The 25,618-nt window shown below is 47.3% G+C and carries 23 protein-coding genes; 12 read left to right on the forward strand and 11 right to left on the reverse strand.

Annotated features, from left to right (window positions below; genetic code table 11):
* The first annotated feature begins 4 nt into the window (after positions 1-4).
* A complete protein-coding gene (locus F0P94_RS06140; protein ID WP_150902930.1) occupies positions 5-2,206 on the forward strand; it encodes a B12-binding domain-containing radical SAM protein in 2,202 nt (733 codons plus the stop codon).
* A gap of 228 nt (positions 2,207-2,434) precedes the next feature.
* On the forward strand, positions 2,435-4,390 hold the full coding sequence (locus F0P94_RS06145; protein ID WP_150902931.1) for a T9SS type A sorting domain-containing protein: 1,956 nt from the start codon (positions 2,435-2,437) through the stop codon (positions 4,388-4,390).
* A gap of 229 nt (positions 4,391-4,619) precedes the next feature.
* On the opposite strand, the gene uvrB is transcribed toward F0P94_RS06145, so the two are convergent.
* The 10 genes from uvrB to F0P94_RS06195 form a co-directional block, all read right to left on the reverse strand.
* Positions 4,620-6,647, reverse strand: a complete 2,028-nt coding sequence (uvrB, locus tag F0P94_RS06150) for an excinuclease ABC subunit UvrB (RefSeq protein WP_150902932.1) — start codon at positions 6,645-6,647, stop codon at positions 4,620-4,622.
* Positions 6,648-7,206: 559 nt separating this feature from the next.
* Entirely contained in the window at positions 7,207-7,608 is a 402-nt protein-coding gene (locus tag F0P94_RS06155) for a YkvA family protein (protein ID WP_150902933.1), read from the reverse strand.
* A 47-nt stretch (positions 7,609-7,655) separates the two neighbouring features.
* Entirely contained in the window at positions 7,656-8,390 is a 735-nt protein-coding gene (locus F0P94_RS06160) for a shikimate dehydrogenase family protein (protein WP_150902934.1), read from the reverse strand.
* 50 nt (positions 8,391-8,440) lie between these two features.
* A complete protein-coding gene (locus F0P94_RS06165; RefSeq protein ID WP_150902935.1) occupies positions 8,441-9,118 on the reverse strand; it encodes a DedA family protein in 678 nt (225 codons plus the stop codon).
* A gap of 19 nt (positions 9,119-9,137) precedes the next feature.
* On the reverse strand, positions 9,138-9,941 hold the full coding sequence (locus F0P94_RS06170; RefSeq protein WP_150902936.1) for a phosphosulfolactate synthase: 804 nt from the start codon (positions 9,939-9,941) through the stop codon (positions 9,138-9,140).
* Positions 9,942-9,948: 7 nt separating this feature from the next.
* On the reverse strand, positions 9,949-11,346 hold the full coding sequence (locus F0P94_RS06175; RefSeq protein ID WP_150902937.1) for a tetratricopeptide repeat protein: 1,398 nt from the start codon (positions 11,344-11,346) through the stop codon (positions 9,949-9,951).
* Between the two features lie 70 nt (positions 11,347-11,416).
* Entirely contained in the window at positions 11,417-12,394 is a 978-nt protein-coding gene (locus tag F0P94_RS06180; protein WP_150902938.1) for an NAD-dependent epimerase/dehydratase family protein, read from the reverse strand.
* A gap of 9 nt (positions 12,395-12,403) precedes the next feature.
* On the reverse strand, positions 12,404-13,162 hold the full coding sequence (locus F0P94_RS06185) for a tyrosine-protein phosphatase (RefSeq protein WP_150902939.1): 759 nt from the start codon (positions 13,160-13,162) through the stop codon (positions 12,404-12,406).
* The gene (locus tag F0P94_RS06190; protein WP_150902940.1) at positions 13,163-15,622 is read right to left on the reverse strand and encodes a GumC family protein; all 2,460 of its coding nucleotides are present in this window, start codon (positions 15,620-15,622) and stop codon (positions 13,163-13,165) included. It abuts the gene before it with no gap.
* Between the two features lie 29 nt (positions 15,623-15,651).
* Positions 15,652-16,362: a polysaccharide biosynthesis/export family protein gene (locus tag F0P94_RS06195; protein ID WP_225307129.1), complete on the reverse strand. Its 711-nt coding sequence runs from the start codon at positions 16,360-16,362 to the stop codon at positions 15,652-15,654.
* Positions 16,363-16,630: 268 nt separating this feature from the next.
* On the opposite strand from F0P94_RS06195, the gene F0P94_RS06200 reads away from it, so the two are divergent.
* From F0P94_RS06200 to F0P94_RS06235, 8 genes are all read left to right on the forward strand, one after another.
* Positions 16,631-17,395 (forward strand): hypothetical protein, encoded by a 765-nt coding sequence (locus F0P94_RS06200; RefSeq protein ID WP_150902942.1) that lies wholly within the window; start codon positions 16,631-16,633, stop codon positions 17,393-17,395.
* 184 nt (positions 17,396-17,579) lie between these two features.
* A complete protein-coding gene (locus tag F0P94_RS06205) occupies positions 17,580-18,719 on the forward strand; it encodes an acyl-CoA dehydrogenase family protein (protein WP_150902943.1) in 1,140 nt (379 codons plus the stop codon).
* A gap of 204 nt (positions 18,720-18,923) precedes the next feature.
* Positions 18,924-19,118 (forward strand): 30S ribosomal protein S21, encoded by a 195-nt coding sequence (rpsU, locus tag F0P94_RS06210; protein WP_150902944.1) that lies wholly within the window; start codon positions 18,924-18,926, stop codon positions 19,116-19,118.
* Between the two features lie 68 nt (positions 19,119-19,186).
* Entirely contained in the window at positions 19,187-20,065 is an 879-nt protein-coding gene (locus tag F0P94_RS06215) for a tyrosine-type recombinase/integrase (protein ID WP_150902945.1), read from the forward strand.
* Positions 20,066-20,090: 25 nt separating this feature from the next.
* Complete coding sequence (gene hpf / locus F0P94_RS06220; RefSeq protein ID WP_150902946.1) at positions 20,091-20,390, forward strand: ribosome hibernation-promoting factor, HPF/YfiA family; 300 nt, start codon at positions 20,091-20,093, stop codon at positions 20,388-20,390.
* A gap of 221 nt (positions 20,391-20,611) precedes the next feature.
* Positions 20,612-21,025: an acyl-CoA thioesterase gene (locus F0P94_RS06225; RefSeq protein WP_150902947.1), complete on the forward strand. Its 414-nt coding sequence runs from the start codon at positions 20,612-20,614 to the stop codon at positions 21,023-21,025.
* A 66-nt stretch (positions 21,026-21,091) separates the two neighbouring features.
* A complete protein-coding gene (locus tag F0P94_RS06230) occupies positions 21,092-21,619 on the forward strand; it encodes a hypothetical protein (RefSeq protein ID WP_150902948.1) in 528 nt (175 codons plus the stop codon).
* Between the two features lie 45 nt (positions 21,620-21,664).
* Positions 21,665-21,937, forward strand: coding sequence for a hypothetical protein (locus tag F0P94_RS06235; protein WP_150902949.1), 273 nt, complete (start codon positions 21,665-21,667; stop codon positions 21,935-21,937).
* A 291-nt stretch (positions 21,938-22,228) separates the two neighbouring features.
* Here the strand turns inward: F0P94_RS06235 and metK are convergent, their stop codons facing one another.
* Positions 22,229-23,494, reverse strand: a complete 1,266-nt coding sequence (gene metK / locus F0P94_RS06240) for a methionine adenosyltransferase (RefSeq protein WP_150902950.1) — start codon at positions 23,492-23,494, stop codon at positions 22,229-22,231.
* A gap of 441 nt (positions 23,495-23,935) precedes the next feature.
* On the opposite strand from metK, the gene F0P94_RS06245 reads away from it, so the two are divergent.
* Both F0P94_RS06245 and F0P94_RS06250 read left to right on the forward strand, forming a co-directional pair.
* Positions 23,936-24,610 carry an ABC transporter ATP-binding protein gene (locus tag F0P94_RS06245; RefSeq protein WP_150902951.1) on the forward strand — a complete coding sequence of 225 codons (675 nt, stop codon included), beginning with the start codon at positions 23,936-23,938 and terminating at the stop codon, positions 24,608-24,610.
* 22 nt (positions 24,611-24,632) lie between these two features.
* A complete protein-coding gene (locus tag F0P94_RS06250) occupies positions 24,633-25,613 on the forward strand; it encodes an HlyD family secretion protein (protein ID WP_150902952.1) in 981 nt (326 codons plus the stop codon).
* The last annotated feature ends 5 nt before the right edge of the window (positions 25,614-25,618 follow it).

Raw genomic sequence — 25,618 nt, forward strand, 5'->3', positions numbered from 1 at the left:
GGTTTTGAAATCTCCGGTTATCCTGCTTATTACGCCACCGCTTACCCAACTCAATACACCTTATCCGGCTACCGCTTATTTAAAAGGTTTCCTGAAAAGCCGTGGATTCAACGTGCATCAGGCAGATCTGGGGCTGGATATGGTGTTGAAAATGTTTAGCCGGAAAGGACTGGAACGGATGTTTGGCAGCGTTACTGATATTCAGAAACTTTGCGACAATTCTCAACGCATTTACCGCCTCCGGAAAAGCTATTTCGAAACCGTGGAGCCGGTCATTAAATTTCTGCAAAACCAGGATTCTACCCTCGCTCAGCAAATCTGCTACAGCCGTTTTCTGCCCGAAGCATCGCGTTTCGACCAGATCGGTGACCTGGAAGCCGGTTTCGGAGAGTTGGGAATTACCGACAAGGCCCGCCATTTGGCTACGCTGTATCTGGAAGACATTGCCGATTTTATTGTGGAAGCCGTTTGTCCGCACTTTGGGTTTAGCCGCTACGCCGAGAAATTAGGGTTGAGTGCTACTTCCTTCGATCCCATTGAAAAAGCATTAAATGCGCCGCTTACCATTCCGGACGAAATGCTGCTGGAAAGTATGGATGAATTGCTGGCGGAAGTAAAGCCGGACGTGGTTGGCTTTACCGTACCGTTCCCGGGAAATTTATTCGGCGCTTTGCTTTTGGCGAAACACATAAAAAGCGTTCGGCCGGAAATAAAAACGCTGATGGGCGGCGGTTACCCGAATACCGAACTCCGCAGCCTGAACGAACCGAAAATTTTCAAGTATCTCGATTTCATAACTCTCGACGACGGCGAAAGCCCGTGGCTCCGCATTCTGGAATACCTGAGCGGCGATCGCGAAGCAGAGAACCTGCAACGTACTTTTTTGCTGCAGAACGGTAGCGTTTCCTATAAGAATAATTGCACAGAGAAAGACATTTCTCACACCGAAGTCGGTACGCCCGATTATTCGGATCTGAAGCTCGATAAATACATTTCGTTTATTGAAGTGATGAACCCGATGCACCGCCTCTGGAGCGACGGCCGCTGGAACAAACTGACCGTGGCGCACGGCTGCTACTGGAAACGCTGCTCGTTCTGCGACATTACCTTAGATTACATTGCCCGCTACGAAACCGCTCCCGCCACGTTGCTGGTAGATAGAATTGAACAGATCATTGCCCAAACCGGGCAGACCGGCTTTCATTTTGTAGACGAAGCCGCTCCTCCCCTGGCCTTACGCGATCTGGCCATTGAACTCATAAACCGCGGCGTGAAAATAAGCTGGTGGGGCAACATCCGTTTCGAAAAAACCTTTACGCCGGATCTGTGCCGCTTGCTCGCGCTTTCGGGTTGCATTGCGGTTTCGGGTGGTTTGGAAGTAGCCTCGGACCGGCTTTTATCGAAAATGGAAAAAGGCGTAAGCATTGCCCAGGTAGCCCGCGTAACCGAAGGGTTCACTCAGGCCGGCATTATGGTGCATGCTTATTTGATGTACGGTTTCCCTACCCAAACTGCCCAGGAAACCCTTGATTCGTTAGAAGTAGTGCGGCAGCTTTTCGCGAATAATGTTATTCAATCGGGTTTCTGGCACCGTTTTTCAATGACCGCGCACAGCCCGATTGGAAGGCATCCGGAAAAGTTCGGGGTAAAAAAGATTGGTCCGCCAGCCGGTAACTTTGCTAACAACGACCTCTGGCACGACGATCCGCAGGGCACCGACCATGAAGCTTTCGGAAAAGGCCTGGCCAAGGCTATTTATAATTATATGCACGGCATTGGTCTGGAAGAAAACCTGCAGTTCTGGTTCGATTTTAAAGTGCCGCGCACTACCGTTTCGAAGAACCTGATTTATAATGCTATTGCCGAGCCCGGAAAAGCGGATATTGAAAAAAAACACTTACGGCTACTTTGGTTTGGTAATTTGCCGGAAAAAACGGTAGTTTCTAAACAAAAAAAGGGCAAAGCGGTTGAAACCTGTAAACTGACCTTTTACGAAAAAGCCGAAGACTTTGAACTGGAACTGCCCCTTGGCATCGGGAACTGGTTTTATAAAATCTTGGAGCAATTGGTGCATCAGCCTGCCGAAGTGGTCCGGGTAAAGGATCTGGAAGCTGGTTTTCCGGCAGAAGCCAACCTTACTTTTCCGGATGTTTTAAACAGCATTTGGTGGCAGACGTTACGGGAGAAAGGTTTGCTACTGGTGTAAAATGTTAAGCCGGGCTCTTAAAGCGGACCATTAAAAAAGGAAACGGAGCTAAAAACCAACCTGAAAAAAATATTTTCTGCAACAGGCAACAAATTGCTGAAAAGGCGTGTCCATGCTGTACGGAAGTGGGCGAAATCAGGGAATTCCTATTTTTTAAGGCATACTTTATGGCTTTTCGTTTAAATTTCCATTAACTTACCACCCTAATTCAATAAACCCAATCTTAAAATGAAAAGAACATTTACTAAACTTAAAGGCAGCCTCGCCATTGCAGCTGCACTTGCTGCCCTTAACGCAGGATCGGCATTTGCTCAATCTAACCTAGATTACAAAGCTGCCAACGGGGTTAATGCCGCTGGAACTTATACGGATTTAGGTACTGCTGGTACTGCCATTACCGTAGCTAATAACGACGATGCAAACTCTGCAGCGCAACCGATCGGTTTCACTTTTAACTTCAATGGTACCAACTTTACGGAGTTCAGTTTAAATACCAACGGCTTAATTAAATTAGGCAATACTCCTTTCACTACTGCAACTGCTCAGTCAAATATTTTCAACGCTGCTGTCTTTCCAGACATTAACATTATTGCTCCGTTAGCTGGGGTAGATTTGCAAGGTGCGGCAGACCAAACTGCTAACCCTACCGAATTCAGAGTGGAGACCACAGGTACCGCCCCTAACCGGGTAACTACCATTCAGTTTGAGAACCTGGCTGATAAGCCTACGGTTTCCGGAACGGTTACTACTCCTGCCCAGTTCACCATCATTAACTTCCAGGTAAAACTCTACGAAGGCACCAACAACATTGAGTTTGTTTATGGTCCATGGACAGGGTCTGCCAACACAGAAGATGCTCAGATTTTTTCAGTTGCTCTGAAAGGCTCTTCCGGAGGTCCTAACGACAGATTAGGTTTGAGCAACCTGCCTGCTACTACTTTCGCTCCCCTTCCGTGGTCACAAGCCCGGTTTGAAACCACAACCACTTTTAACGGAACAGGCTACATCCCTACATTTGTTGCCACCAAAAATGTACTGCCAGATGCAGGCCGTACTTTCCGTTTCGTAAAATACAGTGCTCCGGCAAACGATCTGGCTGTTGAGGCGGTATATACCTTAGGCAAACAGCCGCTTGTTGCTCCAACTAACAACAACCAGATTCAGGCGGTAATTAAGAACTTTGGTACTGCCACGCAAACCAACGTACCGGTTACGCTGAGCGTTAACGGCGGTACTGCCTTTAACCCAACCCCGGTAATTGTACCAAGCATTGCTCCGGGCGCAACTGTAACTGTAACGTTCCCGTCTTATGTAGCTGCATCAACCGGCACTAAAATGGCTAACGTAAGCCTTCCAGCCGATGATGTACCAGCTAATAACGCCAAAGCTACCTCGTTCTCTGTTACTCAGAGCACATTAAGCTATGCGGTTGGCACAACTCCTACCAGCGGCGTAGGCTTCCTGGCTACGTCGTCTAACCGGGCTTTCTTAACTCGTTATACAACCACCAGCACAACTCCAGTTACGGTTACCAACGTGCGGGCTTATATCTATAACGACCCGAACGCAGCAACCATAAACCTGCCTGTTTTTGCCGTAGTTCTCGATTCTACCGGTAGAGAGCTGGGAAGATCTTCTGTTGTAGCCTTAACCGGTGGCGATTTAGATGCTTATTACAACTTCCCAATTACTTACACTACTACTTCCACACTGACCAATACCGCATTCTACGTGGGTATGGCAATGGGCACTTATACTGGCAATACCGTATTCCCAATGGGCTACCAGGATGAACTTCCATCACGTCGTAAGGCTTACTACACCTGGGCTGTTGGCAGCACTTCCAAGCCAACTGAATCTATCCCTACTGCCGGTAACCCTGGCCGTCGTTACATGATCGAAGCAGAGATCAGCACTGTTTCAGGTGTAAGAGATGAATTCAATTCAAGCGCGGTTGCTGTTTATCCAAACCCAAGCAAAGGCCTTTTCAGTGTTTCGGCTAAAGAATTCAAAGGTTCTAACCTGAACATTGAAGTACGTGATTTACAAGGCAAACTGGTTTACAGTGGCGTAGCTGCTGATAAAGCCACTTCTGTAGATTTACAGAATGCTGCTTCCGGCGTTTACCTGCTGAAAGTTTACAACGAATCAGAGATCGCTGTTAAACGCATTGTAGTTCAGTAATTATAATCTGGTTTAACCAGGTTGAATAAAACTAAAAACTCCCCGCTGCTGCAAAGTAGCGGGGAGTTTTTTTTATGATTGCAGCTGAAAAAGGTATGGTTTCCACCGGAAAAAGTCCTGAAATAGAGCTACTGCAAAGCAATATGCACAGGTGTATACCGAGGCTTTGTGCAACCAAACAATAAAGCTATCCAGCAATCAATTAACAAGCAGCAATCAGCAATTAGATTTAGTCCCGTTTCGATTTCAGAATTTTGCGAAGTTCAGCCAGTTCGTCGCGGTATTTGGCAGCCTGCAGGAAGTCCAGTTCTTTTGCGGCGGCTTCCATTTGCTTTTCGGTTTTGCGGATCAGTTTCTCCAGTTCATCGCGCTTCATGATCTGGATAACCGGCTCGGCCGCCAGCGAAACTTCTTCCGGGCCGGCATACATTTTCACTTCCGGCTTTTTGGCATCGGCCACGGCCGTTTGCTCAAATATTTCTTCCTTCGATTTGTAAACCGTAGTTGGCGTAATGCCGTGTTCGGCATTGTAAGCCATCTGCACCATCCGGCGCCGGTTGGTTTCGTCAATCGTGCGCTGCATAGAGCCCGTCATGCGGTCGGCGTACATAATTACTTTCCCGCGTTCGTTACGCGCGGCACGGCCTACCGTCTGGATCAGCGAACGCTGGTCGCGGAGGAAACCTTCTTTATCGGCATCCAGAATTCCTACCAGCGATACTTCCGGTAGATCGAGACCTTCGCGGAGCAGGTTTACCCCGATCAGCACATCAATCGTGCCCAGGCGTAGCTCCCGCAAAATTTCCACCCGCTCCAAGGATTTAATTTCGGAGTGAATGTATTTTACTTTAATGTGCAGCTTTTCGAGGTACTTGGAAAGTTCTTCGGCCATCCGTTTGGTAAGCGTAGTAACCAGGATCCGGTCACCCATTTTTATGCGCTCATCAATTTCATCCAGCAGGTCGTCTATCTGGTTCGTGCTTGGCCGGACTTCGATTTCCGGATCCAATAAACCGGTTGGGCGAATGATCTGCTCTACCACTACCCCGGCGCTGCGTTGCAATTCATAATCCGATGGTGTGGCGCTTACATAAATGGTTTGCCGCTGCATGCTCTCGAATTCGTTGAAAGTAAGCGGACGGTTATCCATGGCCGAAGGCAAACGGAAACCGTACTCTACGAGCTGGGTTTTCCGGGCGCGGTCACCGCCCCACATAGCGCGCACCTGCGGCACGGTTACGTGGCTTTCATCAATTACCATCAGGTAATCGTCGGGGAAATAATCTAATAAACAGAAAGGACGGGCGCCGGGTTGCCGGCGATCGAAATAGCGGGAATAGTTCTCGATACCGGAGCAATAACCGAGTTCCCGGATCATTTCCAGGTCGAATTCGGTGCGTTCTTTTATGCGTTTGGCTTCCACATCGCGGCCTTCCTTCTCGAAATATTCGTGCTGGGCCACCATATCGAACTGAATTTCATGAATGGCCTGTTGCAGGGTATCTTTCCCGGTTACGAAGAGGTTGGCCGGGTAAAGGGCAATGCTGCTTTCATCGCCGAGCTTCTTGCCGCTGGCCGGATCAATGCGTTGAATTGCTTCGATCTCATCGCCAAAGAAATAAATACGATAGGCAAAATCGGCATAAGCCGGATAAATATCTACGGTATCGCCTTTCACCCGGAACGTACCGCGGGTAAATTCGGCTTCGGTGCGGCTATACAGGATCTGCACGAAGGAATAAAGCAGGTTGTTGCGGCTGGCGCGTTGTCCGGCTGAAATATAGATCACGTTCTTGCCGAATTCTTCCGGGTTCCCGATACCGTAAATACACGATACCGAAGCCACTACAATAATATCGCGGCGGCCGGAAAGCAAGGCCGAAGTACAATGCAGGCGGAGCTTTTCGATCTCTTCGTTAATAGCAAGGTCCTTTTCAATAAAAACATCTGAAGAGGCAATGTAAGCTTCCGGCTGGTAGTAATCGTAGTAAGAGATAAAGTATTCTACCGCGTTTTCCGGAAAGAATTGCTTGAATTCGCCGTAAAGCTGGGCGGCCAGGGTTTTATTGTGGCAAAGCACCAGCGTAGGCTTACCGGTATTCTTTATCACGTTGGCTACCGTAAAGGTTTTACCGGTACCGGTGGCGCCAAGCAGCGTTTGGACCGGCTCGCCGTTCAGAACTCCTTCCGTAAGCTGGGCAATCGCTTTGGGCTGATCGCCGGTCGGTTGAAATTCGGAGGTTAATTTAAAATCCATTCAGGTTGTTTTATAGCTTGGTAAAGATAGACAATTGAGAACATTTCCGGCAGCAGCTTAGTTTACTTACAGGCAGTTTTTTACCTGAAACCGGTACCATTTATACGAATTCCGGAAGGGTAATTCCCGCTCGCTTACTTTACTTTTTCTCCCGGATTGGTCCAGAAGCTATTTCATAAACAGCGGCCTCGCGGAGCGGTAGCGAAATAACTAGTCGGCAAATAGCCAAGCGTTGTTTATACCTTTTCTGCTGTGAGCCAATGAGTTCCTTCACTAACGTTCATGATGACAAGTGCATTTATGTAAACTTTTTTTCACCTCGGTCTGTGCCCTCACAGACCGAAGCACTGCCGTTAAAGGTTAAAAAGCTACCTGCTCATTAATGTTTAATAAAGGCTTTGCCCGGAAATTGCGGAATTTCGAACTTCTTTTATAGTTTAAACAGCAAAACCATTGCTAATTTTTAAGGCCTCTGCTTCGGTCTGTGAGGGCACAGACCGAGGTGCTATTGGTTCTTAAAGATGTGTATATACCGTAGGTTCCTAAAAAGAAGAGTATTTTACGTAACCGGATCCCGGAAGAACTTAGAAACCATCATGTAAACAAGGGCAAGGGCCAGCAGCCAGGTAAACAGCACGATGAGCCAGGCATACCGGAAATGCGGTTTTCCGGCCTGGAACTGAGCAGCAGCTTTGGCCCGGCATTCAGCCAGAACGGCGGGCGGGATTAACCTTATGGAAAGGGCAATGCCGGCGGGAACAATTAAAAGATCGTCCAGGAAACCGAAAACGGGAATAAAATCCGGGATCAGATCGATCGGGCTCAAGGCGTAGCCGATGGTAATAGCAATAATGAGCTTTGCCACCCACGAAACCTGCGGATGCCGGTAGGCCAGGTATAAGGCAAAGATCTCTGCATTCAGGGCGCGGGCTTTTTCGCGAAGCTTCCGGATGAGTTTCATGTAAAGGCTTTTTACCTTTTACGGAGAAACCAGGCAAGGAAGCTAATTCAGGCGTTCCAGATCTGCCAGGCTGCTTCCGCCTGCAGGCAAAGCATGGCATAACCGTTGGTTACGCTTGCGCCGGCAGCTTTTCCTTTTTTCATGAATTGCGTTTCGGCCGGATTATAAACCAGATCGAACAGGTATTGCCGGCTGGAAAGGAAGTGGTACGGAATAGGCGGAGCGGCTTCGGTATCAGGATAGGTACCTAGAGGCGTGGTATTTACGATAAGGGTACTGGCCGCTATTATTTCCTCGTTCAGTTGCCCGTAGGTTAAAACGTTAGGCGCCGGATTTCTGGATACCACCCGAAACGGAATTTGGAGATGATCGAGTGCTGCCTGAACAGCCTTGGAAGCGCCGCCGGTTCCGAGAAGCAGGGCTTGGGCAGAAGAAGAAACAGGAAAGAATTGCTGCAGGGCCTGCATAAACCCCTGGTAATCGGAATTGTAGCCGATTATACCCTCGGGCGTGAACTTGAGCACGTTAACGGCGCCAATTCTGGCCGCAACCGGATCCAGGGCATTCAGGTACGGAATAACGCTTTCTTTGTGCGGAATGGTTACGTTCAGGCCTTTCAGGTCGGGCTGGGAAGCGATTAATTCCGGAAACTGGGAAATTGCAGGAAGCTCGAAAAGCTGGTACGAGGCATCCGTTATTCCTTCGGCCTTGAATTTCGCATTAAAGTATTTCTCCGAAAAGGAATGCCCTAATGGATAACCGATCAGCCCGTATCTGCGCATCAACTTATTTCTTCAGGAACAGGTACTTTTTTGCTCCAAAACCTAGGGTTTTAAGCGTTAACCCGCCGTTGTTTCATCTTATGCTTTACTACTTCCAGGATTGGAGGCAGCACCGACAAGATGATGATGGCGAAAATAACCAGCGTAAAGTTCTTTTTAACCGCCGGAATATTGCCAAACAGGTAACCGGCCACTACGAAGCCTGCCACCCAGATAAAGCCGCCCACAATGTTGTAAGTAATAAAACGGCCGTATTTCATGGTGCCTACTCCGGCAATAAAAGGGGCAAACGTGCGGATGATGGGAATAAAGCGGGCGAAAATAATGGTCTTGCCCCCGTGTTTATGATAGAATTCTTCGGTTTTCAACAGGTATTCCCGCTTTAAGAAACGGTAGTCTTTCTGGAAAACCTTCGGGCCGAACCAGTTGCCGATGGCATAATTGAGCGTATCGCCCAGGAAGGCGGCAATAAATAAAAGGCCGATCAGGTAATAAATATTAAAGGGTCCGTCTACGTGCTGGCCATTAATTATCTGGGGAGCAGCAAATGCGCCGGCCGCAAAAAGCAGGGAATCGCCTGGCAGAAAAGGCATAACGACCAGACCGGTTTCCACAAAAATGATCAGGAACAGGATGGCATAGGCCCAAACCCCGTAGTTATTGATAATTTCTGTTAAATGAACATCCAGGTGAAGGATGAAATCGATCAGGTACTTTATAATTTCCATGCCAGACGGTTAATGCGTTTTAAGTTAATTTTTGGGTAAGATCTGCTTCTTTTTTCAGGGCTTCCATGTCCAGGAAATGGCTGAATGTATCGCCGCGAAGGCCTAAACGGATCGTTTCTAAAGGAACAACTTCACTAGGCGCAATGTTGCCCAGGTTTACGTTGGCGCCCAGCAGTTTAATAAAGAATACCTGCTGCGACTTCTGCGGGGCTTCCCAGATAATTTTTTCGAAAGGAATTTTGGTCAGGATCTCTTCTACCAGGCCGCTGCGTACCTCGCCGGTGCTGCGGAACAAACCTACGTTCCCGGCTTCCCGGGCCTCGCCGATCACTTTCCAGGAACCAGCTGCCAGTTCGTCCTGCATCAGCTTGATCCATTTGTATGGCGGAATGATCTTGGTATCGTCTTTCGAACCAACTTCAGACAAAACAGTCACCTGCTCGGAAAGCGTTTGGATATACTCGCATTTCAGGCCATGATCGAGCTCGATAGAACCATCAGAAACTTCCGCATACCCCATTTTATATTTATCCAGAATGCGGCGGTAATCCTCTAACTGGTTGCGGATAATGAAGGCTTCAAACAGCGTACCGCCGAAATAAACCGGAATGCCGGCAGCCCGGTACACATCCAGTTTCTTTTCCAGGTTAGGTACCACGTAAGAAGTGGCCCAGCCTAATTTCACGATATCTACGTAATTACCGGCTACTTCCAGAAAATCTTCCACTTCACGCACACTCAGGCCCTTATCCATGGCCATGGTGTATCCGGCTTCCCGCGGTTTCTGTTCGCGTTCCGGTAAATTATTCAGAATGTAATTCATTAATTGCTTATTTGCGGTACTGGTCAATAATTCGGGTTAGTGCTTTCTGCGACTCCAGTTCGGGAAAGTACTCGAAAAGCAGGCGGTGCTTATCAAAGTCCAAAATTAACGCATTTTCCAGATAATTATATGCTTCGCGGTATTTTCCTGCCGAAAGCAGGTAAGCGCAAAGCCGGTAATGCAGCTCGGCATCGTCCGGGTTAATTTCCATCGCCGCTTTAATGGTATCAATGGCTTCTTCGAAATTACCCTGTTCGTGCAGAATAATAGACCAGTTCAACCAGACATCTTTGTTGGCAGGCGCCAGATGGCTGGCTTTTTCGTACGCTTCCAGGCACGAAACTATGTTGCCTACGCTGTATTCTGCCGCTCCAACCGCCATCCAGTAATCCGGGTTCTCCGGGTAAACGGTAGCCGCCTTGCGGAAAAAGTGGACGGCCTCGAACCATTTTTCCTGCGCATTCAGAATAACACCAATGCCGAACCAGGCTTCATCCATCTCCGGATCCAGGTCGATGGCTTTCTGATAGTAGCGCCGCGACAAGTCCCACTGCCCCATTTTCTCGTAGCATTCGCCAATGTTGCAGTAAACGTCTGCCGACGGTTCTTCGTGCTCCAGCGATTGCTGAAAGGCATCTACGGCTTTCCCGAATTCCCCGAGGCAAACATAGGCATTGGCCAGGTTGGTATAAGCAACCGCAAAATTGGGCTTAATGATGGTAGCATACTCAAACGCCTCTGCCGATTTTTCGAAATTAGCCAGTTTGAAATGCAGCATGCCCAGGTTAAACCAGGCCAGGTGCGAGTACGGATCTTTGTCTACCGCTTCCTGAAAGAAAGGAATATGTTCTTCTAAGGTACCGGTTACTTCCAGGCAGTACAATAATTCCTGCAGGGCAATTTCGTTTTCCGAATTCACCTCCAGGCACTTTTTATAGTACTTGATGGCCGAATTGAATTTACCCCAGCTCTGGTAAGTTAAACCGATATTAAATAAAATATCATCCCGGTTATCGGCCAGGGCAGCAGCGCGTTTCAGGTAATCGATCGCATCGCCGAAATCGCCTTTCTGGGTGTAAATAATGCCGTGGGTAAGCAGTACGTCGGCATTTTCGGGTTCAGATTGTTCCAGGCCGTTTATAATATCCAGCGCTTCGGCAAATTCCCCGGACATAGCCAGGATCTGCGATTTATCGATAAGCAGCTCGGTAGAAAACGGATATTGGTTTATAGCGGTGTTGCAGGCCTGAATAGCCTTGGAAAAATTAAAATTGGTGGTATAATGGTCAATAATCAGTTCAAAATCGGCCAGATCGAAAAAGACGCTGTCGTTGTTTGCCAGCATGTCCTCAAATCGTCTGATGATTTCCAGCCCTTCGTCTTTATCCTCAAAATTTTCGTTCATCTTCCTCGTTCGTTGTGCCTGCCAAAACGGCAAGCCCTTCCTTCCAATACATGCGGCCGCTGGAAAAAGTTTAGCGTTGGGCTGCCTGGTATTTTTGTTTTAATCCGGCACAGCACCAGCTTATTGTTTCCGGCAGCGGCCGAAACCCGAAAGTTAACACTTTTTTTACTTTCCCGCTGCTATAAATGTTACCGCGGCCGGCAATCCGGGCGGTGTCGCGGGTAATTAAAGGCCGTTTGCCCGTAACCAGGCTCCGGACATGTTCCAGCCGCCAGAGCAGCCCGGCCGCCGTAGCGCCAACCTTAATTGCGGGGGCCTTTTTACCGAAACAAGCAGCTGTTTTTTCGAAGAATTCCCGGTAAGGCATGGCGCCGCCATTCAGAATAAACCGCTCACCTTTTATATCGGAAAAAGCCAGTTGCAGCATTACTTCTACCACATCGCGCACATCTACAAAATTGGCGCTGCCTTCGGTGTAAAAAGGCTTTTCTTCGAAAACGTAGCGGAATAATTTCGTGCTGCTTTCAGCCCAGTTGCCCGGCCCCAGCACGATAGAAGGATTTACGATTACCGCATTCAGACCTTCGGAAATTCCCCGCCACACTTCCAGCTCCGCATTGTATTTCGATTCGGCATAGTCGGTATGGTAGGCATTCAGGTCCCATTTGGCTTCTTCGTCGGCAACCGGTTTGTTTTTCTCGTTTTCTACCGCGGCAATGGAACTGACATAAATGAGTTTAACTGCGGGCCGGGCCAGGCAGGCATTTACGATATTAGCTGTGCCTTCTACATTTATTTTATGCAGCAGTTCTTTGTCCTGGGGAGCATAAGAAACCAAACCGGCACAATGAAAAACGAGGGTAGCTCCTTCCAGCGCTTCCTCCAGAAAAAGCGGATCGAGCAGGTCGCCCTGCAGCCAGGTTAAAAGGCTATTGTTTTGAGCAGAAAAACTACGGCGGCTTATGGCCCGAACCTTATGACCTTGCCGGGTTAATGCTTCCGTTAGGAAACTGCCTATCAGGCCGGTAGCACCGGTTACTACGATCATGCAGGTAACTTAGAGTTGAGGATTGATTAAGGGCAATTGCATGAGCTTACCGAAGTATTTAGAAGCAATGGCCTTTTGCATAAACTGAATATGTTTCATGCTGTGGGTATCGGTTCCTACCAGGTGCACCATTTTAGCATCGATCAGCTTTTCGGCCACCCGCTTTGCCCCATCCGAATAATAACCGCCCAGCGAATTCAGGTTCACCTGCATCAGTACGCCGGCTTCGTGCAGGGTTTTCAGTTCATCGAACTTCGAATACAGGTAGGTATAGCGTTCCGGATGCGCCAGCACCGGTTTGTAGCCGGCCGAAAGCATTTCAAAAACTACTGCCTTCAGGAAACTTGGCTCGTTAATATAAGAAGTTTCGAAAAGCAGGTATTTTTTCTCGCCGCCAAACGTGAGCAAGGGTTCATTTTCTTCCAATCGGCGCACAAACCACTCATCCAGGTAATATTCGGCCGCACAATCTAATTGTATATTCCAGCCTTTCTCCTGAACGGCCTGCTTTAATAAAGTTAGTTTTTCGCGGATGCCCTCCGGCGTATTTTTGTAGAAGTCGCCCATGATGTGCGGCGTCATGATCAGTTTGGTGTATCCCAATCCGATCAGCGCTTCCACCAAACCCAGCGACTTTTCCAGCGTTTCGGCTCCATCGTCCAGCCCCGGCAATACATGCGAATGCATATCAGCTTTCAATGCCGCCAGATTAGCCGGAACAGCCTCTTCGCTGTTGCTCCCAAATATTTTCCGGAAAAACGATACCATTTACGAGGTGGTAAAACGGCCCTTAATGCGTTGCAACAGCGACGGTTTTTCTACTTCCTCGTAATATCCTTGTCCGTAACCGTAGCCATAACCGTAACCGTAGCCGTAGCCATAACCGTAGCCGTAGCCATAACCATAAAGCCCAGAGCTGCGGGCATCGTTTAGAATAGCGGTCAACTTTGTTATTCCATTGGTTCGCATGAGCTTATTGATATTCTTCAGGAACATCTTTTTGGAATAATCGGCCCGGACAATATAAATAGGAATATCGGCTTTGCGCATTACCAGCATACCATCGGTTACCAAACCTACCGGCGGCGTATCCACAATAATTACATCGTAGATCTCGTGTAGCTCCTGCAGCATCTTTTCGAAATTCGGGTTCAGAATCAGTTCCGAAGGGTTTGGAGGCGTAGGCCCGGCCGGGATATACTGCAGGTTCGAAATAGAAGATTCCTGAATACATTCCATTACACTATGCTTTTCGATCAGAATAGTGCTTACCCCTTTCGTATTCTCGCCGCCAAAAGCCAGGTTAACTTTCGGCTTCCGCATGTCCAGATCCAGAATAATTACTTTCTGGTCGGAAAGGGCAATAATACCGCCCAGGTTAACTGCTACGAACGTTTTACCTTCTCCGCTTATGGTTGAAGTAATGGAAATAAGGCGTTTATTCTTGGAAGAACTGATAAATTCCAGGTTTGTCCGGATGGAACGAATCGCTTCACTTATAGCAGACTTCGGATTTTTATCTACGATCAGCTTCGACACATCCAGCTTTTCTTTCTCGTAGCGTGGTATTACGCCCAGAACCGGCGCTTTGGCTACCCTTTCGATCTCCCGGATATTGGTAACCGCATTATGCAGGAAGTACCGCCCGGCAATCAGGCCTAAACCCAGAAATAAACCAGAGGCAAGCCCGATGGCGTAAACCATCATTACATTAGGTGAGATTGGGTATTTTGGCAGATCAGCATGGGAAAGGATTTGAAAATCCGGTGTGGTCCCGGCCTTGGCTATCCCAAATTCCACTTGCTTCTCCATGAGGAGCAGGTAAAATTTTTCGTATAATTCAAAGAAACGACGGAGGCGTATTGCCTCGGTTTCCTTTTGCGGCAACTTCAGAAGTTCAGCCTCAACGGTACTGGAATTTGCATTGATTGCAACAACCTGGTTCTGAATAAGGTCGCGGCTGCGCTGAAGCAATTCCCGGATGTCCTTTTTCAGCTTATTAATCTGGGTTTCAATAGAAGTTACCGCAAATGTACCCGGCTGGTTAGAGGCTAAAACTACTTCCCGGCGGGTTTGCAGCGTACCAAGCTCCTTTATTTTCTCGCTTAGTTGCTGGTCCTGCAGAGACCCTAAAGTAGGGATGATCTGATCAACATGCGTATTCTTTGCCAGCAAGGCACTTACGTCGTCTAACAAAGCGATTTTTAACCGCAATGCCTGCCGCTCTTTCATCAATTCTTCAATCTTCAGGCGCGAAGCACTTACGTCGCTTTTTATATCGTACGATTTATTCTTCTTGGCAAAAGCCTCTAAGTTAGCTTCAGCTTCCTGCAGGCTAACCTTGGTGGCATCTAATTGTTCGCGCAGGAAGGAAATTGTCTGTTCGTTCGACTGGTTTTTCGTTTCGCGCTTATGTTCTAAGTAAACGGAATCTACCCGATTGACAATATCCTGGGCCTTTTTAGGGTTATGATCCGTAAAAGAAATTTTAATTGTCTGCGCGTCGAAATTAACTACCTGGGCGCTCAGATTACTTCCAATATAATTCAGAACGGCAGCCGGGCTGTTGATTGTAAAATAATAATGCTGGTTTATTACCTGATTTGAAAAGGTATTTGTTTTTAATACCTTCAGATCCAGATCATTATTGCTAATTATCTCCCCAAATCCATATTCCCCCGTATTCGTTTTATTCCCAAGGGTATAGGTCAAACGAAAGCGGTCTTTGTTCAGGAACTCAACTTCAACAGGTTTATCGTAAAGCTCGGGATTATTAACCTTAAAAATTAAATTAAAAGGCGAATCGGTATAAACTTCCTGATCCAGCACATTACCGCGTACAAAGTAACTGACCTCCAGGTTCATGCTTTGACGCACCTTCTCATAGATCAAATTGGATTTCAACAGCTCGATTTCGCCGGATAATTGGTTTGTACCTACCCGCTGCTTATCTGACTCACCCAATTTTAGCCCAAGTAAGCCTGCCTCTTTTTTCTCATCTATTTTTATAAGCGAGGTAGAATCATACAGCTTCGGAGTATACCGGATAACCATGTATGCCCCAAAAAGGCCAAGCATTATCAACAAGAGCACCCATACCAAGCTTTTGCGGGTTACCTGAACAAGGGTAACCAGGTCAAAATCTGAACCGCTGCTTTCCTCTTCTGCATCAACTATGGCTGGTTTTACTTCCAGTTCGTCCAGTTCTGTGCTTTGCGTAGGCATCATTAATATGTAAAGTAAAATTTAAATTAAGTTTATTGTACCAGGTCCTTAATTACAATATAAGTAGTTAGCACACTGGTAATAGCACTGAAAACCGGCAGGTAATCGGCTAGTGCTTCCAGGAACACTCTTCGAACCGGCTCCACGTAAACAATATCGTTGGGCTCAACGTTCAATGCCGCCTTACGCATTCCTTCTATGGTAGATAAATCGATTATTTGTACACTAGGGTTTTGCAGATCGCCCCGAATGAGCCTAATGTTATAAGCCTTGCCGTTTTTATCAATACCACCCGCCAACGCGAGCACTTCCACCAGGTTCATATTATCGTTTGCCATCGGAATAACTTTACCACCTGGCGACCCTAGGACAAATATGCGGTTATTAACAACCTTCGTTACAACAAAAACATCTTTATAAAACCGGGTAAAAAGTACCTGCAAAAGGCTGTCTGTTTGCAGCAACGTAAGGCCGGAAACTTTCACATAATCTACCATCGGTAATTTTACCACCCCGTTATTCTGAACCAGGAAATTTGGTTTTTCCAGCAACTGCCGCTGCATGGTTCCGCCCGAAGACAAACTTCTCAGAATTTCATCATTCGGGTCAAAAATCCTTTCCCCGCGGTTGGTGTACACCTGAACATCGAGGTAATCATTCGGTTGAATAATATAATTCTGTTCGGCATTGGCCATTTCGGCGCGCATTTTCTCCATGTTCAGCTCATTTTCGGTCTGAAACATGATATTCTGGCGGTAAGTACGGCAAGACCAAAAGGAAAGAAAAAGAAGAAGCAAACAGCAACGAACTAGCTTAGATAGCAGGGTAATTTGCATTAACAGGTTAGTTAAATAAAAATCGAATTAGGGTTCAGTTTCTGTAAATAAACTGCAAAGTAAGCATTTATACAGGTATAATTTCGCTCCAAAACAAAATTAATTTCCGAAGCCTTGCAAAATTTAAGTAACTTTGCTAAGTACTTTTTACCTGAAAATACATACCATTTCCCCCGTGAACAGGATTTTTAGCTTTTTGGTTGTCTCGCTCTTTATTTTTTCTTTTTCGGCTAAGGCCCAAACTGCCCGGAAAGACTCGCTGATGCCGGTGCCTATGATCTACGCCACCGGCGGTTTTGACCTGAGCGGCGCGGATATGGCCCAACGCTTCGGCAATAACTTTGAAGCCGGCGGGGGCTTTTTATTTAAAACCAAAACCAACTGGCTCTTTGGGCTGGAACTAACCTACCTTTTTGGTAACGAAGTAAAAGAAAATGCTCTTTCAAATATAACAACCAAGGAAGGCTACCTTATTGGCGAAGACGGTATTTATGCCGATGTACGGATCACAGAAAGAGGCACCAAGCTCCCGATGTTTAAAGCAGGCAAGTTATTCTCAGCACCATTCGGCCGGGCAAGCGTGAATTCCGGTTTTTTTGTTTTGGGAGGCATCGGTCTGCTGCAGCACAAGATCAATTACGAAGACGTGAGTAATACAGCGCCTCAGGTACGTAAAGAGTACCAGAAAGGCTACGACCGGCTTACCAATGGCCTGGCCCTTACCCAAAATATCGGTTACTTATTTTTAGACAGGAACCGGCGCATCAATTTTTTTGCCGCCCTGGAAGTTACCGAAGGCTTCACCAGAAGCCGCCGCGATTACGATTTCAACCAGATGCAAAAGGATACCCGGAACCGCTTCGACCTGCTGGCCGGCATTAAGCTGGGCTGGATCTTCCCGGTTTACAAAAAACTGCCGCAGGAATATTATTATCAGTAATGCTGAAATTCTTTTTTTCAAACGGTCTGCTTATAAAAAGCAGACCGTTTTTTTTAACCTGTTTCTATTTCTGTCCTTCTGTTGCAAAACACCTGCTTACTGGTTTTTCCCGAAATTCCTTTAGCTTTGCATACTTTTTATTTAAAAAGAGTACCGTTCCTAACTATAAATACAATTCTTATATATGGATTTACTTTTTACTGAAAATCAGAAAATGATTGCCCAGATGATCCGGGATTTCGGCGCCAAAAACATCAAGCCAGACATGATGAAATGGGACGAAAGCCAGGAATTTCCGGTGCACGTTTTCAAGCAATTAGGCGAACTTGGCCTGATGGGCGTACTGGTGCCAACCGAGTACGGCGGTTCCGGCTTTGGTTACCTGGAGTACGTAACGGCCATTGCGGAATTATCGAAGATCGACGGTTCTATCGGGCTTTCCATGGCGGCGCACAATTCGCTTTGCACCGGCCATATTATGGCTTTCGGTAATGAGGAACAGAAAAAGAAATGGTTACCGAAACTGGCTACGGCCGAGTGGATCGGCGCCTGGGGCTTAACGGAGCCGAACACCGGTTCCGACTCCGGCAACATGCGCACGGTAGCAGTAAAAGACGGCGATCACTGGGTAATTAACGGCGCCAAAAACTTTATTACGCACGGCAAAACCGGCAACATTGCGGTAGTAATTGTGCGGACCGGCGAAGTAGGCGATTCGCACGGCATGACGGCTTTTGCCATTGAAAGAGGTACCCCGGGTTTTGAAGGCGGCCGCAAAGAAGACAAACTGGGCATGCGCGCTTCCGAAACCACGGAAATGATCTTTACCGATTGCCGCGTGCACGAAAGCAACATGCTGGGCAAAGAAGGGGAAGGTTTTATTCAGGCCATGAAGGTACTGGACGGCGGCCGCATCTCGATTGCCGCGCTTAGCCTAGGTATTGCCCAGGGCGCATACGAGGCAGCTTTGGCTTATTCCAAAGAACGTCACCAGTTCAACAAGCCGATCTCCGATTTCCAGGGTATTGCCTTTAAACTGGCCGATATTGCTACTGAAATTGAAGCAGCTTCCCTCCTAACCTACCGTGCGGCTGACATGAAAAACAAAGGCCAGAACGTAAACAAAGAATCGGCCATGGCCAAGTACTACGCATCAGAAGTTTGCGTACGGGCGGCTACGGAAGGCGTTCAGATCTTCGGCGGCTACGGCTACACCAAAGACTACCCAGCTGAAAAATACTACCGCGACTCCAAACTTTGCACCATCGGCGAAGGAACTTCGGAGATCCAGAAACTGGTAATTTCCCGCGCCATCCTTAAGTAATGATTAGTGAATAATGATTAGTAATCCTGAAAATAAAACGAAATTTTTGAAGGATTTTCATTGCAAAACCTTCGTTTTTCGATCAAAAACCCACTTTTTCAATACTAATCACTAATCACTAATCATTATTCACTAAATTCGCTTGACTTTCAAGACAGTTCTTTATAAATTTGCAGCCTTTAAAATAAGTAATTCAAACCTGATATGATAATTGTAAACGTTAAGGATAACGAGTCGGTAGACCGCGCTTTAAAAAGATTTAAGAAGAAATTCGAAAGAACCGGTGTGTTGAAAGAACTGCGTTCGCGCACTTTCTTCCAGAAACCTTCTATCACCAAGCGCAAGCAGAAACAAAAAGCAGCTTACATCCAGACGCTTTTCGCAAACGAAAATTACTAATTCGTTTCCTTTTAAAATAAATTTCCATAAATTGGTATTACTGAAGCTCTAGCTTCCGGTACCGATTTATGGATTTATTTTTTAAATACCTTACTTACGAAAAGCGTTACAGTCCGCATACGCTTACCTCCTACCAAACCGACTTGGGCCAGTTTGCCGATTACCTGGCGCACACCTACCAGATCACCGATCCCGCCCAGGCCGACCATACCCTGATCCGTTCCTGGATCATTACGCTGCTGCAAAATAAAATGGAGGCCCGCAGCGTGAACCGGAAAATTGCCTGCCTTCGCTCCTATTATAAATTCCTTTTCAAGAACGGGGCAATTTCCCAAAACCCCATGCTGAAGGTTACCGCGCCCAAAGCCGGCAAAAAGCTTCCGGCTTTTCTGCCTCAGGAAACCATGCAACAGCTTTTCGAGCAAATAGAATTTCCGGATACCTTCGAAGGCTGGCGCGATAAACTGGTACTGGAACTGCTTTACGGTACCGGCATGCGCCTTTCCGAGCTCATCGGCTTGCAGGAAAACAGTATAGATCTGCACCAAAAAACCATCCGGGTACTGGGTAAAAGCCAGAAAGAGCGGATCTTACCGCTTCACAAAAGCCTGGAAAATTGCATCAGAACTTACCTGGAATTTAAAACTTCTGCTGCCGGGCAAAACAAACCTACCATGCTGCTCGTTACTACTAAAATGCAGCCGCTTTACCCCAAGCTGGTTTACCGCATTGTGAAAACTTATACGGGCATGGTTACAACATCTAAACACCGCAATCCGCACGTGCTCCGGCATACGTTTGCCACGCACCTGCTCGACAATGGCGCCGATCTGAACGCCATAAAGGATTTGCTGGGCCATAGCAGTTTAGCCGCCACCCAGGTTTACACCCATAATACTATTGAAAAGCTGAAATCGATCTTCGATAAAGCACACCCCAAAGCCTAGTGTTCCATTTAACCAAACAATCACTATGAAGTTACAAATGCATTCAATCCATTTCGATGCCGACCAGAAACTCATCGATTTCATTCAGCAACGGCTCGACAAACTGGAAACGTTCTATGACCGCATTACCGAAGGAGAAGTTTTTCTCCGTTTAAATAATAACGATGGCATTGCCAACAAAACCGTAGAGGTAAAACTGTTTGTACCGGGCGCTACGCTGTTCGTAAAAGAAGAAGCCCCAACCTTCGAAACCGCGACCGATAAAGCCTTAGACGCCCTTACGACGCAGGTAAAACGGCATAAGGAAAAGATGATGTCGCACTAAGGCAATTTGGAAATTTGAAGATTTGAAGATTTGAAAATGAAATCTCTTCGAGGTTTTTGAATTTCCTGAATTATAGAGTAAAAAGCCTGGCCTGTAAGCCGGGCTTTTTCCGTTTAAAACATCAGTAGCGTAGGGTTTAAACCCTACGCTACTGAAAAAACGGTATAAATTCCGGCTTAAAAAGGAAAACCTTACCTTCGGATTTCTGATAAAAACTATCTATGGAAACTTACCCCGTAAAACTGCAAATACGCCTCGACTGGAGCGAGATGGATATGTTCGGGCATATCAACAATGTGTCGTATTTCAAATACATTCAGGCTTCGCGGGTAAATTACTGGGATGCCATTGGCCTTTCACGGCTTTTCAAAGAAACAAAAGTGGGCGCCATTCTGGCTTCTACAAGTTGCAATTTCCTGAAAGAGCTGCATTACCCCGGCAGTATTACGGTGCAGGTTAAACTCGACTTTATAAAAAACACCAGTTTCGGACTGAAGCACCAGATTTTGAACGAACAGGGCGAAGTGGCAGCCGAAGCCAAAGATGTGCTGGTAATGTTCGACTTTAATAAAAATGAGAAAGTGGCCATTCCGGAAGAAATTCGCTCCGCAATAGAAAAGCTTCAGGGCCTTTAAGTTGCTTTTTTTAGCGCCAGCGTGTTATATTAGCAAGCGTAATCTAAGTTCTTAAAATCTTACACGATGAAATTGGCTTTACAGTTCTTCCTGAAGGTATTTGCTTTTATGTCCCTTGGTTATGGCAGCACGCAGGCGCTTATGTATTACTTTTCAGCCAGCGGCGAAGCACGGATTTTGCAATCGCTTATTTCCGGTTTAGGCTTCGGGCTTATGGTAGGGCTTTTTATTACTTACAAACAAATGCGGGAAGTGAAAAAGCTACGGGGCAACCAACTTAGCCAGGAAGACCTTTCGGTGCACCAGGTAGCGTGTTTTCAGTCTTACTTAACGAAAGAAGAGATCTTAGCAAAACTACAGAATCATTACCCCAGCAAAGATTGGGAATTACAAACCGCCAACGATCTGGTAAAGCTAAAAACTCCGTACAGCTGGAAATCTTTCGGCGAAAAAGTACAGATCCGGATCAATGAGCTGCAGAACGGTCTTACCGAAGTCCTGGTAGAAAGCAAGCCTCGTTTATGGTACACCCTGGCAGATTACGGCAAAAACCTGGAAAACACCCTTTATCTCCGGAAGTTACTGGCTGCTTAAAAACTGTACTATCTATCTGAAAAAACATATTTAACCCCTGATCATATGCTGCAACTCCAATCCTTACACCTGAAATTTTTATATCATCTCACCGGCTTCCCGGTAATAATATTGGTTATTCTTACTCCTGAAAAACTCGAAAAAGGTCCGCAACAAATTATCTGGTGGAGTTTGGTGGCTGCCATTCTGGTTTTGCGTTTGCTGCTTCAGAAAGAAAAATACCAAAACGGCACCTTCGCTGTTTCCTGGAAAACCACGCTTCTGGCCATAGTAGCGGCAGGCGCTTTCGGTTTATTTTCCTATTCCAAATTCTTTTAATAACTATCCATGCCGTACCCTGGTAACTTTCTGGCGCAAGTGTTAAGCGTAAGCGGCACTTGGGCTTAAAAGACGAGAGCCAGTCTCCAGACTGGCGTATCGGGAAGAATAAGTTTTCTTTATAAATACGGAAGTCTGAAGACTTCCCCTTGTTCTTTAAGCCCAAGTGCCGCTTACGCTTAACACTTGCGCCAGAAAAGAGTATCCATTGCCGTTGACTTTAGTCAACGGAACAAAAAAACCCGGACCAAATGGCCCGGGTTTTCCCGTTAAAAGGATAGCATTTCCGGCTTATAAACCGAAGGCAGCTTTGATTTTATCTACGTAGTCGAGTTTCTCCCAGGTAAAGGTTTCCACTTCTTTCTCGGTCCAGTTGCCGTTCTGCTTTACTTTTACGGTTTTCTTTTCCGGGGTGCGGCCCATGTGTCCGTAGGCAGCGGTTTCTGCAAAAATCGGGTTCTGCAGACCGAAGCGGGTTACAATGCCGTAAGGGCGCATATCGAACAGGCTAGCTACTTTTTCAGAGATCTCACCATCGCTCATTACTTCGCCGTTAGCGCCTTTTACTTTGGTAGAGTTGTAAGTAGTAACGTATAAGCCAACCGGATCGGCCACGCCAATGGCGTAAGCAACCTGCACCAATACCTGATCGGCTACGCCGGCTGCAACTAAGTTTTTAGCAATGTGGCGCGCCGCATAAGCTGCCGAACGGTCTACTTTGGAAGAATCTTTGCCGGAGAAAGCACCGCCACCGTGCGCACCTTTACCGCCGTAAGTATCTACAATAATTTTACGGCCGGTTAAACCGGTATCACCGTGCGGTCCGCCAATTACGAACTTACCGGTAGGGTTAATGTGGTACTTAATATCGCTGGTAAACAGGTTAGCTACTTTCGAAAGCTTCGCTTTTACGCGTGGAATCAGGATGTTCAGCACGTCGTCGTTGATTTTTTTCAGCATTTCTGCTTCGCCGGCAAAATCATCGTGCTGGGTAGAAATCACAATGGTATCGATCGTTTCCGGCACGTGCGTATCGGAGTAACGAATGGTAACCTGAGACTTTGCATCCGGACGGAGATAGGTCATTTCCTTGCCTTCCTTGCGGATCGCGGCCAGTTCTTTCAGCAGCACGTGCGAAATTTCCAGCGCCAACGGCATGTAAGAGTCCGTTTCGTTGGTGGCATAACCGAACATCATACCCTGGTCTCCGGCGCCCTGCTCTTCCGGTTTGGCACGCTCTACGCCCTGGTTAATGTCGCCGGATTGCTCATGAATGGCTGAAATAACGCCACAGGCTTCGGAATCGAACTTATATTCAGATTTGGTATAACCGATTTTCTTGATCACTTCGCGCGCCACTTTCTGCACGTCTACGTAGGCTTCCGTTTTCACTTCGCCGCTCAGCACCACCAAGCCGGTTGTTACAAGGGTTTCGCAAGCCACTTTAGAAGCCGGATCCTGGCGGAGGAATTCGTCTAAAAGTGCATCAGAGATCTGGTCGGCTACTTTGTCCGGGTGCCCTTCGGAAACCGATTCGGAGGTAAATAAATAAGGCATTTCGTTTAAATGTTAGGTACAAAAACTATAAAAAACCATAATTGCGCTGTTGTACTTACGGGCGCAACCGGAGGGCAAAATTAGTACAATAGTTTCAGACTAAAAAACTGAACTTTTACCCTACAGTTATAGCCTTTCACATGATTTTCTGAATTAAACCCGGTAAAATCTCACCGGTCTCCGAGACCGGTGAGATTTTGTCACGATCAGGCTAATCTCAAAGCAGTTAAGCGCAATTCAAACTAAATACAGCGCTGCAGGTTAAATCTAGTACATAGTCAAGTTAATTTTTAGAAAGTGGGATTACAAATCCCACGGCTCAGTTAAGACGGGATTACAAATCCCGTCAAGCAAATTCTATAATTTAAATTAACAGTGTACTAGGTACCCGAAATACTTTTCTTTTGAGCCTGAAAACAAATTTGTTAAACCTGCTTCTTTATGTCCCGCATTATCGCTACGCTTCAGCAAGCCACTAAACGCTACCAAAGCGGCGACACGGAAATTGTAGCCCTGCAGCCAACCGATCTGGAAGTGCGTGCCGGCGAACTGATGGTCATTATCGGACCTTCGGGATCGGGCAAAACCACCCTGCTTTCCCTACTGGGTTGTGTCATTTATCCTACCGAAGGGAAAGTAAACATAAAGGGCACCTACACTTCCGAGCTGAGCGAAAAACAACTGGCCCGGCTTCGGCTGCAGGAGATCGGGTTTGTTTTCCAGAGCATTAACCTGATTGCCCCGCTTACGAGCCTCGAAAACGTGATGCTGCCGCTTCAACTTAGCAAGGTAAAACCCGCCGAAGCCAAAGCCCGCGCCGAAGCCGCTTTAGCCTCCGTAAACATGACCGACCGTCAGAAATTTATGCCCAAAGAACTTTCCGGCGGGCAGCAGCAACGCGTAGCCATTGCCCGCGCCCTGGTAACCAATCCGGAAATGGTACTTTGCGACGAACCAACGGCCTCGCTGGATATTAAATCGGCGGAAGTAATTATGGAGGAATTACGGGAGCTGGCCCGGCAAAACAAAGCGGTAGCAGTAGTAACCCACGACCCGCGCCTGGAATCATTCGCCGACCGGCTGATAAGGGTGGAAAACGGTAGCGTTGTGGAATAAAAAGTAGAAGCAGAAAAGAAATATGGCAACAGGCAGATCCGCAGAAGAAAATCAGGACAAGGGCCGGCAGCTTTTTAGCTCCGGCTTCCGGTTGCTGTTGCTGCTGTTTCTGTTTTCCTGCGGAAATCCGGAAAAGGACAACCCGGTAAGTGAACATAAAACCAGCTTCGATCCAAACCAGGTTTCGGCCATTGGCAGAATTGAACCGGAAGCCAAAATCATTCAGCTGAGTGCGGAAGTAAGCGGGGTGGTGAAAAGGATCGTAGCCCAAGCCGGCGATTCAGTACAAGCCGGCGATACGATCATTGAAATGACTTCACTGACCGAAGCTGCTCAGGTAAAGAACGATGCCACCACCATTGCCATCCGCCAAAGCGAGATCCGCGCCGGCGAAGCCTCTCTGGCTGCCGCCCAAACCAAAGCCGCAAATTTGAAACTGCAGTTCCAGCGCCTGCAAAATGCCTATAACCAGGGAGCCGAAAGCCGCCAGAACGTAGACAATGCCCGGACCGAAGCCGATGCTGCCGCCCGGGAAGTAAACCGGTTGCAAGCGGAACTAAAAGCCAAACGTCAGGAAATTACCGATGCTATGCAGAAAAGGGAAATTTCGGAACTAGCCCTGGAAAAACGCTATGTAAAAGCCCCCGAAAACGGCTTGGTGCTCACCATGGACCTTACCCCCGGCGCCGCTATCACAGCCTTCACTCCTATTGCCGATTTTGCGCCGGAAGGCCCCGTTACAGCCCTCTGCGAAGTAGACGAACTGTTTGCCGACCGCGTAAAAGCCGGACAGAAAGCCCTGATCCGGCACCAGGGCATGAACGATACGCTGGCCTTCGGGAAAGTGATCTTTGCGGCGCCTTATTTAAAGAAGAAAAGTTTGTTCAGCGATGCCGCCGGCGACCTGGAAGACCGGCGGGTGCGCGAAGTCCGGATAGAAGCTGAAAAAGGGAAACCTTTGCTATTCGGGATGCGCGTGGAGTGCCTCATTTTCACCAAGTAGAAATG

Origin of the sequence: Adhaeribacter soli, assembly GCF_008727925.1 — a bacterium.
GTDB lineage: Bacteria > Bacteroidota > Bacteroidia > Cytophagales > Hymenobacteraceae > Adhaeribacter_A > Adhaeribacter_A soli.

Coding starts and splice junctions, on each gene's coding strand:
- F0P94_RS06145 (WP_150902931.1), top strand. CDS start 2,435: ATGAAAAGAACATTTACTAAACTTAAAGGCAGCCTCGCCATTGCAGCT.
- uvrB (WP_150902932.1), bottom strand. CDS start 6,647: ATGGATTTTAAATTAACCTCCGAATTTCAACCGACCGGCGATCAGCCC.
- F0P94_RS06155 (WP_150902933.1), bottom strand. CDS start 7,608: ATGAAACTCATCCGGAAGCTTCGCGAAAAAGCCCGCGCCCTGAATGCA.
- F0P94_RS06160 (WP_150902934.1), bottom strand. CDS start 8,390: ATGCGCAGATACGGGCTGATCGGTTATCCATTAGGGCATTCCTTTTCG.
- F0P94_RS06165 (WP_150902935.1), bottom strand. CDS start 9,118: ATGGAAATTATAAAGTACCTGATCGATTTCATCCTTCACCTGGATGTT.
- F0P94_RS06170 (WP_150902936.1), bottom strand. CDS start 9,941: ATGAATTACATTCTGAATAATTTACCGGAACGCGAACAGAAACCGCGG.
- F0P94_RS06175 (WP_150902937.1), bottom strand. CDS start 11,346: ATGAACGAAAATTTTGAGGATAAAGACGAAGGGCTGGAAATCATCAGA.
- F0P94_RS06180 (WP_150902938.1), bottom strand. CDS start 12,394: ATGATCGTAGTAACCGGTGCTACCGGCCTGATAGGCAGTTTCCTAACG.
- F0P94_RS06185 (WP_150902939.1), bottom strand. CDS start 13,162: ATGGTATCGTTTTTCCGGAAAATATTTGGGAGCAACAGCGAAGAGGCT.
- F0P94_RS06190 (WP_150902940.1), bottom strand. CDS start 15,622: ATGATGCCTACGCAAAGCACAGAACTGGACGAACTGGAAGTAAAACCA.
- F0P94_RS06195 (WP_225307129.1), bottom strand. CDS start 16,362: ATGTTTCAGACCGAAAATGAGCTGAACATGGAGAAAATGCGCGCCGAA.
- F0P94_RS06205 (WP_150902943.1), top strand. CDS start 17,580: ATGGATTTACTTTTTACTGAAAATCAGAAAATGATTGCCCAGATGATC.
- rpsU (WP_150902944.1), top strand. CDS start 18,924: ATGATAATTGTAAACGTTAAGGATAACGAGTCGGTAGACCGCGCTTTA.
- F0P94_RS06215 (WP_150902945.1), top strand. CDS start 19,187: ATGGATTTATTTTTTAAATACCTTACTTACGAAAAGCGTTACAGTCCG.
- hpf (WP_150902946.1), top strand. CDS start 20,091: ATGAAGTTACAAATGCATTCAATCCATTTCGATGCCGACCAGAAACTC.
- F0P94_RS06225 (WP_150902947.1), top strand. CDS start 20,612: ATGGAAACTTACCCCGTAAAACTGCAAATACGCCTCGACTGGAGCGAG.
- F0P94_RS06230 (WP_150902948.1), top strand. CDS start 21,092: ATGAAATTGGCTTTACAGTTCTTCCTGAAGGTATTTGCTTTTATGTCC.
- F0P94_RS06235 (WP_150902949.1), top strand. CDS start 21,665: ATGCTGCAACTCCAATCCTTACACCTGAAATTTTTATATCATCTCACC.
- metK (WP_150902950.1), bottom strand. CDS start 23,494: ATGCCTTATTTATTTACCTCCGAATCGGTTTCCGAAGGGCACCCGGAC.
- F0P94_RS06245 (WP_150902951.1), top strand. CDS start 23,936: ATGTCCCGCATTATCGCTACGCTTCAGCAAGCCACTAAACGCTACCAA.
- F0P94_RS06250 (WP_150902952.1), top strand. CDS start 24,633: ATGGCAACAGGCAGATCCGCAGAAGAAAATCAGGACAAGGGCCGGCAG.